This is a genomic window from Geomicrobium sediminis (assembly GCF_016908595.1).
GTDB classification, from domain to species: Bacteria; Bacillota; Bacilli; order Bacillales; family Marinococcaceae; genus Geomicrobium_A; species Geomicrobium_A sediminis.
This window is the reverse complement of sequence record NZ_JAFBEC010000009.1, coordinates 25,085-37,642: the sequence shown is the minus strand read 5'-3', so window position 1 is coordinate 37,642 and position 12,558 is coordinate 25,085. Positions and strand designations below refer to the sequence as shown.

Here is a 12,558-nt window from a genome sequence, read left to right as displayed (position 1 = left end):
TGTTTTACTTCTACTTGGCTGTTAAATGGATGCAGGGTCGACCATTTCCATAAAATCTTGTACGTGTTCTTCGCTCATGCCGCCTACGCGAATGTGAACAACCTCCCCGTTTTCATCAATCATATAGGTTGCCGGGAGTTGCCCGACGCCATAATAATCCATTACATCGCCATTTTCATCCATAAGAATAGGGAAATTTAACTGAAGACGCTTAGCAAATCGATCGATGGTTAACTCGGATTCCCCCACATTCACGGCAAGAATTTCAACATCGTCATCTATATACGCCTGATGTTGATCCTCCATATAAGGCATTTCTTCCTCACACGGTGGGCAGTAGGTTCCCCAAAAGTTAAGAAATACGCCCTGTCCTTCATAATCGGCAAGTTCTACTCTTTCTCCCTCCATATTGAGCAAAGTGAAATTGGGGGCTTGATCTCCTTCAGAAACAACTTCCTCCGTGTGAACAAAATTGGTATAAAATACATAAGAAACAACGACAGTAAGCGTCATTAATACAGCCGTACGCATCCAAAGGCGTCGTCGTTTACGTTTAGCTCTCTCTTCTTTATCCATAGTTCACCTCACTATTGATAGATTGCTATTGATGACATCTTAAACAGGGCCATAATAAATGTTATACCTTGTGTCTTTAAAAAGACACCGCGCGTTCGTAGGCATTTCTAGACGTAATCTCTCTGCACGGAACCTACCAAGGACTCTCTTGATTCTAAGCATAAGAGTGAAGACCTGCAATAACTAGGTTGACGAATATCAAATTAAACATGATTATGGCAAAACCGATGACCGCAAGCCAGCCAGATCGCTCACCTTGCCAATTGCGATTTAACCTAAGATGCAAATATGCTGCATAGAAGAGAAATGTAATCAGTGCCCATACTTCTTTGGGATCCCATCCCCAAAATCTTGTCCATGCAACTTGAGCCCATATCATTGCAAAAACAAGACCTCCTAGTGTGAAAATCGGAAAGCCAATGGCGATTGCACGATAACTGATCTCGTCCATGGTTTCTGGATTGACGTTCTTAAGTAAAGGTTGAAATAACGCACCAACCCGACGCCTTGTTACTAATCGAATACCCACATATAGAAGCAGTCCTGTTCCAAAAGCCCAAACGACCGTATTGAAATCGTCACTTACAATCCAGACGGGCATTTCAACCCACGGTTCCATTCGATCTGCTGTAAGGAGTTCTCCCTCATTCGGACCAAAAATTGGCGGGAGTGTATACTGAACCTCAGCTTGTTCATCAAATTCATTTACATAAGAAAAAGTTGCTTCATAATTAAATGCATTGAACGAGTTTGTAACTAGAATGAAAGCGACTAAACTGATGATCATGTACATGACGAATTCGATCCCAAATGTCTGTTTGGTTATTCGCTTACTTTTTAGATCTATCATTCGTAATAACTGAACCAACCCCGCCCCAAAGCTAATGGCTAGAATTCCTTGACCTAACCCAGTTGTTAACACATGGATTTCGAGCCAATACGATTGGAGGGCTGGCTGTAACGGTTGATATTCCGTCACAAATACGGAGGCATAACCGATCATCAGCATGACAACAGGCATTGTAAATAAACCCAGTGCATTCATTCTATACATCCCATATAACAGGACAAATGCAAGACTAATGGTTATTGAAAAGAATGTAAGGTATTCAAACATATTACTTACGGGTGCAAAACCGATCTCGATCCACCTTGTTACAAAGTAACCCAGCGAAAAGAGCAGGCCTCCGATGGATGCTATGTAACCAAAATTCCCCCACTTATTTCCCGTAACTTCACGATTACGATTTCTCCACTTCTTCCCTGTTAAAGCAACAGCATAGAAAATTGTTGCCAACAAGTAGAAAAAGAAAGAGATCGTTAGTAAATTCATGCTCAATTGAGCCATCGATCTTTCACCTTCCTACTGTTAAAGAAATTAGGATTTATCATGATCTTCCAAGTCTGTTTGGTCTTTAGGCATAGAAAGCTTTGCATAATGAGCTACATTTGATATATCCTTTTTCAATGATTGCCAGTTTTTGTTTGTATGTGCGGCTACCCATACTTCATTGTTCTTCGCTTGTAACCATATCCTTCGGTGCGACCAATAGGAGCCTTGGGCAAGTCCAATCATAAAGATCGCTCCTCCAATGATAAGATATGGGATTGTATTGTCTTGTCGAACAGTAAGGCCAGTAACATGATTGGTATCAATTCCCGATAGTGAATACGAGTATCGATGGGGTTCATCGTTTGGGGTTATATCAAAGTTTCTTTGTATTCCTATAAAGGTATGTTCCTCCTCTTCTGTATCATCATTCACCATTTCGAAGATAAATGCCGGATTATCCGGTACAGCATTTTCTGTCGCAGGAATTCCTTCATCATTTATAATATAGTTCGGGAAGTAACTGTGAATTCGAACGGTTTCGCCATTCGATAATGAATAGTCATCTTCAGGATTATTTAAATCAACAGCAAAAGAGCCTACTTCTTCATTTGTTAATCGATCTTCCACATCAAATGTCATTTCGCTCAGTTCATGCAACTTATAATCGACTTGATAGAGTGAAAAATCATCAAAGTGAAGCGGATCATTCACCTCAATTCCATGTCGGTCAACCTCTACCAAGCTTTGATCCAACCCAAGTGTACCTTCTGGACGGTAGAGTACGGCATCTGTTCGAAACAATGATTCGAACATCACCGCATTACTAGCTTCCATACCCTCCTGAAACAACGGATCATCTTCATCATAAACCTCCATCGTAAAGGCTAAGTTTTCAACAAAGAACTCACCAGAGGTTCCAGGTACAACCTCCGTCTCCCCTTCACGGACCCAAACATTATCGTGGACATACATCCCAGGGACGAAACGTAAGGAGGCTCCGATCAAGAAAACAATCAGACCAATATGATTCACATATGGGCCCCATCTCGCCCACCGGTTTTTCTCAGCTAAAAGGTTGCCATCTTCCTCACGAATCTTATAACGCCTTTTCTGTAATGCTTTTTTGGCCTTCTCCATGGTCTCATCGACGTTTTCCACGTGACTTGTGCCAAATATCCGTTGTCTGTGCAAAAAGTTTGGGTGTCTAGTTACGCGCTGTGATCTTAATGCTCGATAGAGAGGAAAAAAACGGTCAATGCTGGCAATGAGGATAGATATACCCAGTGCTGCAATCAGTAACATGTACCACCAAGAACCGTACAGGTTATGAAAACCAAAGGAGTAATATAATTGACCAAGAGGCCCATACTCCTCAAAATAGTGTACGGATGGATCTTCTCCAGGAGGGATAAATAGTTCCTGTGGAAATATGGTTCCAATCATAGAAGCTATTAACGTTACAACGATTAAGCCAATCCCTACTTTCACAGAGGAAAAGAAATTCCAGATTTTATCGATAATGGATGTGCTATATGTCTGTGAACGACGCGCGGCACCCTCGTAACGCATGTTGAGCAATCGGTTCGAATCAGGGTCTACCAGTGGTTTGCCACATGATCCACATACTTCTGTACCGTAAGGGTTGACTCGTCCACACTCGCATTTTTTATTCATCATGAGCCCCCCATAAATCTAATTTTATAGAAGATTAGTTTTTTCCGAACAATCTTCTTTGACTCAAATCGCTTGTTTTCGAATTGACTCCTTATAACAACAGACACAAACATTTATATCATCCAGGATGGGACAAACTGCCCTAAATACATTGCGATCGTCTCGAAATAACCTGTGAAAAGAAGAATGCCCAGGATAATCATAATGACACCACTCCCTTTTTGAATGGCCGGTAAAAAACGATTGATGGAACGAAGCTTCTGGAAAGATTTCGCATAAAGGAGCGAAACCCCTATGAATGGTACCCCTAGGCCCATTGAATAAACAAAAAGCATGGTTGACCCTGTAAGCATGCTTCCAGATGCTCCCGCAAGCGTGAGAATGGAACCGAGTGTGATTCCAATACAAGGGGTCCATCCAGCTGCAAATACTAGACCAAACAGAACCGAACCGGAAAAGCTCGAAGCCTTCTTTGGAGTTTTAGCTACTTTTTTCTCTGTCAGTAAGGCACGAATGGAAATAAGCCCACTCATTTGTAGCCCAAATAAAATAATGATGACACCGCCTAGCTGCATAATGGCACCACTGTACTGATTAAACCATGACCCAATCAGAGTTGAGGATAGCCCCAGCAACAAGAAAATTATCGTAAAGCCAAGAATGAATCCGATGCTTCGGGTGAAAATCAGCCGCCGATCCGCATTGATGGCTCCCGATGAGACATCGGTGCCGGTCAGTTGAGCCAAATAAGCCGGAAGCAATGGAAAAACACAAGGGGAAAAGAAAGATATGAGGCCTGCCGCAAAAGCAAGGCCGAGCGATACATCATCCATATAAAGAAATCCTCCTCCTGCATTGATGTATGATGAACGACTTACGTTTTCTACAATGAAGATTCATTTAAACTAACGCCTTGTTCCGCTTGTTTTTCCCATGTTTCCCCACCATTTTCGGTATAAAAAATATCACGTTCGAAGGTCGTCACCATTAGGGTGTTTTCAAATTGTGGGTTCTGGGCTAGATAACTAATGGCGTCTTCTTCTTCGATCGATGGGGCAGGGATCTCTCTAACCACTTCACCAGAGGCGTCTATGGCTTTGAGAGTTGTTTCTTCTCCCATACCCTCAGCGACAAGCAATTCACCGGTGTGGGCATAGGTTAAAGCTGGGGCTGGTACACCACTTAGCACCTGTTCAAAGGAATCTCCGGCATCATCGGATTGAAAGGTCCCTTCTTCTGTGCTAAGAGCCACCCTATTTTCCTCATCAGGATGGGCTCCAATCGCAATGACGCTTCCGTTTACCCCATCCCCATCACGTGGTTCCCATTCCTGCCCCTCATCGAGGGTTCGATGCAGACCTAACTCGTCCATTCCCGAATTTGGCTCTGGATTCATAACATAGATGGCGTCTGTGTTGAAACTGGCTGACATGACATGAAAATCAACCTCCCCCTCGAGTGCGAGCAAATCAAGCGTTTCGCCCCCATCCGTGCTTTTTACAAGGCCAAACGGATTTTCATAATCCGACTGCATGTTTGGATGTCCACTGCTATAAAATCCTTCGGACGTCATTGTGAAGCCCATAAAGTCATGAAGCTCCCCCTCGCCACTCTCCACATTTCTCCAAGTCCCATTCTCATATACGCGCAATCCATCATGTGCTGGAATATAGGCCTGCTCCCCATCTTCTGTGAAGCCAAGCCCATGGATATGCGTAAATTCAACCTCTTCTTGAGCTTGGGTTTGACACCCACTCATGAGTATTCCGGCTGCTGATAAACTTGCAAGATACAACACTAACGATCTCATGTTTTTCTTCCTTTCCGTTTGCTTATGAATGAAATGATGATGTAGATCATCACACCTGCTAATAATGGGATCCCCATCCAGAAACAGATTTGGTAAAGTAGCTGGAAATAAGACGGAACATTGGCCGAAGCCGATATAATTCCGGACATCACCAAACAGTGCAAGCCGATGGCGATCAACAACGAAGCAATAAACCAATCCCTTATAGTCACTCATCGCCCTCCTTTGCTTCTGGAAAACGTAGCGTAAATGTCGTCCCTTTTCCAGGAACACTTTCCACCTGAATGCTTCCATATTGGAGTTCCGTCAATTGTTTCACGATGGCAAGCCCTAAACCGGTCCCCCCAAAATCACGTGATCTGGACTTTTCAGCCCGATAGAAACGCTCAAAAATGTAGGGGAGATCTTCAGCAGCGATACCCCTTCCCGTATCCGAAATTTTCACTTCGATGTTCCCGTCTTTCAAGGATCCCTCGATCCAAACATGCCCGTTTTCCGTATAACTCACCGCGTTTTGAAGCAAATTTGTGAAGATCTGTTCTAGACGGAAGTTATCAGCTACAATCATTTGAAGTTTTGCGTCCATATCAATTCTTATGGTATTGTTCTTTTTCTTAGCTTCGGTAACCACTTTTGCTTTTGCTCGTCTGATAACGTCTCCGGTATGAACAAGCTCAAGATTCAAGGGAAAACGCTCTTCTTCCATCTGGGATAATTCAAATAAATCATGGATGAGTCGATTCATGCGGTGGGATTCTTCATGAATAATATTGATAAACTGTTGTTTTTCACTCTCATCCTGATAAAGCTTGTTCTTTAGCGCATCACCATACCCCTGGATATAAGAAAGTGGCGTCCGTAATTCATGGGACACGTTCGAAAAAAAAGCTTGCCTGTTGCTTCGGTATCTTTTTAATTCGCGCGCTAACTCATTCATAGAATGGGAGAGCGAACCCAATTCATCTTTCGTTTTCACAGGGACTTCCACGTCTAGATCCCCCCTGGCCATTTGGTTTGCCGCTCTTTCCATCTCCTGCAGGGGCGTTGAAAATTCTCTGGAAGCAATAAACGTAAAACCTAGAGCAAGAAGAAGAGCGCCCACCCCTGATAAAAGAAACGCCTGCTGTACTTGAATGGCTGACTGATCCATGAGGTCTGAAGGTGAAAAAATAAAGACCCCTCCAATATCGTCATTCTGCACTCGTTCTCCAGCAAAAATATATTCTTGACGATCATTTGGATCTATAAATTTTCCCGTTTCTCTCGGCGATGTTGTATGTTCAGAGGGATGAAACCCACTGATCCCGGAATCTTCTACAACGTTTCCATTCGGGTCAATGATCACCATCTTTCGTGCTGTCACTCGATCCATCGATTGGACAAGAAGTTCGATGTCAGGATCATCAATGACAGTAATGAGGGTGGCATATTGGGCAGCCATTTCATCCGTTTCTTCGTACAAGTGTACTTCATTATAATTGGTGAAAATCAGGATCATAACATAACCTAAAGGAAGCAATACAATGAGAAATAAAATCATCATCGATACACCGAGCTTATAAAAAATCTTGTTCATCGGTTAATTTCCTTCCGTTGTATTAAATTTGTATCCCACTCCCCACACTGTTTTCATTGGATTAAATGGCAAACCAGCCTTTTTCAATTTGGTTCGGATATTTTTGATATGCGTATCAATCGTTCGGGGATCGTGCCCTTCACGATCCATTGACCAAATCTGCTCGATGACATTTTCCCTTGTATACACTCGTTCCGGACGGGAGGCCATTAAATACAAAATGTTAAATTCTTTTGCGGTCAAATCAACGGATTGTCCTGCCACCTTGACCTCGCGACGATCCGGTTGAATAAATAATGCCCCGGCTGTTATCTCTACTGGTTCCTCGTTTACAGGACTGGATTTACGGCGGAGCAATGCTTTTACACGTGCAACGAGTTCCTCTGGAGCGAACGGTTTCACGAGATAATCATCCGCTCCAAGGTCTAGCCCCTTGACCCGATCTTCCACTTCTGTTTTCGCTGTTAGCATCAAAATACCTATATTGAATCCTTCAGTACGAAGATGTTCACATACAGCCCAACCATCGGTCCGCGGCATCATAATATCTAAAATAATGGCATCGTAAGGTTGATCGTTTGCCTTATGTATCGCTTCCGTACCGGAACTTGCTTCATCAATTTCATAGCCTGCATTTGTCAAATAAAGTCCAATCAACTGAGTCAATTTCATAATTGCTCTTTTTAAAAATCCAAAGATCTACAGAATTTTAAAATTGAATTTTAAAAAACAGAAATTATGCGACTTGTTCCTGATTTAATTGTGCATTGATCCGGTCTGCAGCTAGTTTTGAAGCGTTATAAACAAGTGTTACCATGTCAAAATGGACTTTCGCACGTTCGCCAGTACGATATCGGACATTGTTGAGTTGAAAAAATTCCTTGAGATAGGCATTCACACGCTCTACGGCAGTACGGCGTTTGTAAATATTTTTCCATGCTACGGATCCTCGTGCTGGTGCGGTGTATTTTCGTAAATCATGCGTGATTTTTTGTTTGTAAACCTTTTGACAGATACCTTCATTCGCTAAAGGGCAGTCACTACATTCTTTTGGCCTGGTATATTTTAATGTCTCATATTTGGAATCAAAGCTATCATAACGATACGAATGCTCACGAAAACAGGTTGGGGCAAAGTGTTTATCGTAACCCAGAAGTTCTCCTTCATTACGTTTGTTGTATGCAATCACAGATTGTTGGCCCATCCGGTGGACTTGTTCGTAAATCGGTTCAAAGTCATAACCTGCATCCGCTGTCTGATGACTTAAATTCAGCTCAGGAAAGCGTTCATGAACGCCCTTAAGCAACGGGATGGCAGCCTTCCCATCATTTAGATTGCCTGATGAAAAAAGGGAATCCAAAATATATTGACTGGATGTGCCAACGATTAAATGAGCCTTGTAGCCAAACCAAAAAACATTTTTTCCTTCCGAGTTCTTCTTTACACCCCATTTTGGATCTGTGGGAACTTCGGAACGTAACGCAGCTAAAGGAACATCCAATTGTGCTTCTATTTTCTTTTCATATAAAGGCATATTCTCTTCCTTTTCGACCTGGTCTTTTAGCCATTGTTCCCGTTCTTCTTTTGTTTTGCGCCCACGTTTTTTCGGCTCGGGCTTTGGCTTTTCTTCTTTCGGTGGCGCTTGATCACGAGCTTCAAAGTGAGTGGCATCCATGGCAGCTGTATCGTCTGTGATAAAGCCCCCTTCTATGGCTTGAAGCACAACCTTTTCTTTTTGTTTCTCCAATATGTCGCATTCCAGTAATTTCGTCACAAGCCGAGAGTAAGAGGCTTCTGAAGGAATGGAGTCCGATACAAGGAATCCGCAATTTAGTTTAAAAGCAATATCCTTGTGGAGTCGTTTAATCAGATCTTTAATGGTTGGAATTCGTTCAACGTATCTCACAAAACAGGAAATAATCATAGCGGCATAATTTAGCTCTTCAGGTGCGCCAAGACGTGATTTCTTAGTTACTGCATAATAAATTGCGTCCAAATCTATCGCCGAAATAATCGCATCGTACTTTTCGGTAGGTTCCATGTCATATAATTCCTGGATGCCAAATAGGCTTGGTTGTCGTATAATGGTCATAAGAAGCACTCCTTCAGTCTTTTTATGGTTGTATAGTCAACTACCATTATACAAGATTTGGGGAGGTGCTTCTTTTTTCATCTCTCAAAACTGTTGGGAGACAAGCGGTAAGAATTATGAAATTCATTCAACTGTCTCATTTTTTGCTCGTCATCCACAATAAGTATACGTTCGGCCACTTTTGCTCCTCCCATGAAGTACTCTATGTAAGTTTAACTAGTAAAAATGTAGTTTATGTGAAGAAGGAAATGAAAAATATGATCATTTTTTGAAATATACTCTGATGTAGAGTCTCCACTCATAAAAAGAAACCCCCGAAGGCGAAATCGCCTCAGGGTGAAGGAATTTATGCAGCCGCCATCTCCCGGCATAATTTGGCACATCGATAGCAAGCCTGAGCACAATCTTGGCAATGCTGAGCGTGATCGCCATGTTGTTCGCACTCCTCTGCACATGCCTCACAAATCTGTGCGCATAGTTCACAAATTTGTTTTGTAAACTGGCTATTTCTTTGCATAGCCTGTACTGCGTATGCACAAACATCGGCACATTCTCGGTTTAATCTGATGCATTTCGCCATCATATTCACATCGTCTTCCTTAAGGCATTCATCAAAACACCGATTACATTGCTCCATACACTCTAAGCATGCTTGAATACACTCCTGATAATTCATAACTTTTATACCCCTTTCATAAAGACACATAATTTGGCATTGATTTTTTATGCCGTGTCATAAATGGTTTACCCAATAGATATGAAGTATTTGTGAAGATGCCAACACTTTTTTGTTTATCGCCGAAAAAGTGAGTAAAAAAGAGCAATCGCAACATTCGTCAACGCTCGAAAGATCGTATCAGGTTAAAAGAACCCTTAGCCGCAATGGCTAGGGTCCTTAAGGTTAGGCATGTAACAGTGTTATTTGTTAGTCATTTATTCCACTGGTGATAGTTCACTTTCAGTTACCCATTTATGATTTTCCACTTCTTCTCCATCAGTCGAAGTGAAATCGATCATATATACCGTAGTTTCTTCAGCTGAATCTATTTCAGCCGTGGCACCTTCCATGCCTTCCATATGTGAGGCATTTAACGTAGCCTCTTCTCCGGGTTCAAGAGGTTCTTCACCAACGTCTTCCAATTCTTCATGCACCACCCATTCATGGTCTTCTACCCGATCACCGCCGGTAGTCGGTGTATAAGAAACAGTATAGACAGTAGTATCATAGGCACCAACGATGGTGGCTTCAACATCCTCCATTTCTGGCATGTGTGCATCTGTGATCAATGCTTGGCTTCCTACCTCAAAAGTTGGACTTTCTGCTTCCTCCAAGTCCTCAGGAACTTCACCTGAGCTAGACATATCGTGACCTTCATGCATATCATCGTCCATATCCATATCATTCATGCCATGATCTTCCATGTCCATATCACCCGTGTCATCATCTTCCATGTCGTCCATACTATCTTCAGAACCAGTGTCCATATCCATTTCTGGATCTGTTTCGTCGTCCCCATTGCCGCATGCGGCTAACATAATTGCTGTTCCTAAAGAGACAGTTAATATTATCGATTTTTTTGGTTTCTTCATTTTTAAGTCCTCCTTATTTCTTTAAGATCGTATTCTATCTTGGTAATGTGTAGAAAATATGAAGTTTTAGAAATTGAGCCCTTAGAAGGTTAAAGTAACTTTTTCCATGACTCTATGTGTACACTTCTACTATTTTATCCCTGATTAATAAATTTATGAAATGTAGTTAGTGGAATAAAAGACCCGATTCACCCATCATAACAGGAAACAGAGTCGAAGGATCCCTTTGGTTATTCAGGTTTATTCGGAATATCCGGATCCGGTGTAAATGAAGGCTCAAATCCCATATATTGAACTTCTGCAATCATTCCGCCTTCGGCATGATGAAACTCATGACAGTGGAACATCCAATTTCCCGGATTATTGGCTTCAAATACGATTTCGTAAGTCTCATCCGGCCTTACATTTAGGGTATCCTTTAGAACTGGTGAACCTTGTATTGGCTCGCCATTTTTGGAAATAACATTGAAAAATTCACCATGTAAATGCATTGGATGGTCAAAATCTGTGTCATTTTCGATCGTAACTTTCACCACATCCCCTTCTTCAACTTCATAGATCTCATGATCTGGGAATTGTTTACCGTTAACTGTAAAGGTATCACCACCATCATCCGTCCCAAGCAGCATATCAAATTCTTTGGTAATGTCATCCAAGTCAATATCTTTCGCTTCTCCGTATGTGGTTATATCCAAAAATGATGAACTCGAATCCCCTGTTTGTAAATCTTGTCCTTCATTTCCGTCATAAACCAACGGAATTAATGTGTTCAACCGCTCTTGATTCTCTTCTGCAAAAACTTGTATGCCCCATGCGCCTGGGTTGTCCAAATCAATTTCAATATCATAGCGTTCGGCAGGGGCGATTCGGAATTTTGTTTCGCTTATTTCACTGGGTTCATTAACAGCCTGACCATCATAATGCGTAACTCTAAATGAATGTTCTGGGATTGAAACCACTTGAGTAAACAGCCCCGCATTAACAAATCGGAGCTTTGCCGTGTCCCCTTCTTTAACTTCAATCGTTTCAATTTGCGTATCTGCTTGACCATTGATAACCAATGTGTTGTACATTTGATTCATCATCTCTGTGTGACTCATACCATCCATATTTTCATCACTCATCGTCATTTCTCCATGTTCCATTTCATCCATACCACTCATGTTCTCATGTTCCATCCCATCCATATCTCCATGATTCATCTCCCCCATGTCCATAGAAGAAAATTCATCAATTACAATGGCTTCATCTACATCAAAAGCATCTTCATCTTCTGGTTCAACAATAAAGACCCCATAAAGGCCTTTATCTACCTGCGTTGCTCCATCTTGATGAGAGTGATACCAGTAAGTTCCTGGTACATCTGCTTGATAATCATACGTAAACTCTTCACCAGGCATTATCGCATTTTGGGTAACGCCTGGTACGCCATCCATTTCATTCGGTACTGGAAAACCATGCAAATGGACGGCGGTGGGAACCTCTAATTCATTTTCAACGTTTAATCTAACTGTATCCCCTTCCTCAACACGAATTTCTTGCCCTGGGATGGTTCCATTATAAGTCCAAGCATCTGTCATCATTTCATCATCAAGCATCCATTCTGTTTCCGTAACATTTAGGTCAAAAACTTTCGTACCATCTTCAGTCAATTGACCCCCTTGATCGGGCTCTACATTTTCATTTGATCCTTGCTGTTCTTCAGATGGTTCAAGTACCTCATTTGAACAGCCGATCATAACTGAGGAAAGTAAAATAATCCCACTACATAAAAATGTCTTCTTCAATTTTTCTCCTCCTTAGATTGACAATATAATATTTAAAATACACCAAGAATTTATAGATTGTGTGAAGAAGCGGCGCTAAATAAAAAGTTCAATAAATGTCCATGAGTTCATTAATAAATT

At 41.8% G+C, this 12,558-nt stretch carries 11 protein-coding genes; all 11 read right to left on the bottom strand.

Annotated features, from left to right (window positions below):
- Window positions 1-21: 21 nt before the first annotated feature.
- The 11 genes from resA to JOD17_RS15065 all read right to left on the bottom strand — a co-directional run bounded on the left by resA (window position 22) and on the right by JOD17_RS15065 (window position 12,438).
- Entirely contained in the window at window positions 22-576 is a 555-nt protein-coding gene (resA, locus tag JOD17_RS15115) for a thiol-disulfide oxidoreductase ResA (RefSeq protein WP_204698755.1), read from the bottom strand.
- Between the two features lie 154 nt (window positions 577-730).
- Window positions 731-1,924: a c-type cytochrome biogenesis protein CcsB gene (gene ccsB, locus JOD17_RS15110; protein WP_204698753.1), complete on the bottom strand. Its 1,194-nt coding sequence runs from the start codon at window positions 1,922-1,924 to the stop codon at window positions 731-733.
- Between the two features lie 30 nt (window positions 1,925-1,954).
- Entirely contained in the window at window positions 1,955-3,586 is a 1,632-nt protein-coding gene (gene resB, locus JOD17_RS15105) for a cytochrome c biogenesis protein ResB (RefSeq protein ID WP_204698752.1), read from the bottom strand.
- A 110-nt stretch (window positions 3,587-3,696) separates the two neighbouring features.
- A complete protein-coding gene (locus JOD17_RS15100; protein WP_204698751.1) occupies window positions 3,697-4,416 on the bottom strand; it encodes a cytochrome c biogenesis CcdA family protein in 720 nt (239 codons plus the stop codon).
- Window positions 4,417-4,466: 50 nt separating this feature from the next.
- Window positions 4,467-5,609: a F510_1955 family glycosylhydrolase gene (locus tag JOD17_RS15095; RefSeq protein ID WP_204698750.1), complete on the bottom strand. Its 1,143-nt coding sequence runs from the start codon at window positions 5,607-5,609 to the stop codon at window positions 4,467-4,469.
- Window positions 5,602-6,969 (bottom strand): sensor histidine kinase, encoded by a 1,368-nt coding sequence (locus JOD17_RS15090; RefSeq protein ID WP_204698749.1) that lies wholly within the window; start codon window positions 6,967-6,969, stop codon window positions 5,602-5,604. Before JOD17_RS15090 ends, JOD17_RS15095 begins: the two co-directional genes overlap by 8 nt.
- 3 nt (window positions 6,970-6,972) lie before the next feature.
- Window positions 6,973-7,641, bottom strand: a complete 669-nt coding sequence (locus tag JOD17_RS15085; protein WP_204698748.1) for a response regulator transcription factor — start codon at window positions 7,639-7,641, stop codon at window positions 6,973-6,975.
- Window positions 7,642-7,705: 64 nt separating this feature from the next.
- A complete protein-coding gene (locus JOD17_RS15080; protein ID WP_204698747.1) occupies window positions 7,706-9,061 on the bottom strand; it encodes an IS1182 family transposase in 1,356 nt (451 codons plus the stop codon).
- 346 nt (window positions 9,062-9,407) lie between these two features.
- The gene (locus tag JOD17_RS15075; RefSeq protein WP_204698746.1) at window positions 9,408-9,737 is read right to left on the bottom strand and encodes a four-helix bundle copper-binding protein; all 330 of its coding nucleotides are present in this window, start codon (window positions 9,735-9,737) and stop codon (window positions 9,408-9,410) included.
- Between the two features lie 257 nt (window positions 9,738-9,994).
- Complete coding sequence (locus tag JOD17_RS15070) at window positions 9,995-10,651, bottom strand: YdhK family protein (RefSeq protein ID WP_204698745.1); 657 nt, start codon at window positions 10,649-10,651, stop codon at window positions 9,995-9,997.
- 230 nt (window positions 10,652-10,881) lie between these two features.
- Entirely contained in the window at window positions 10,882-12,438 is a 1,557-nt protein-coding gene (locus JOD17_RS15065) for a multicopper oxidase family protein (protein ID WP_204698743.1), read from the bottom strand.
- Between the last annotated feature and the right edge of the window lie 120 nt (window positions 12,439-12,558).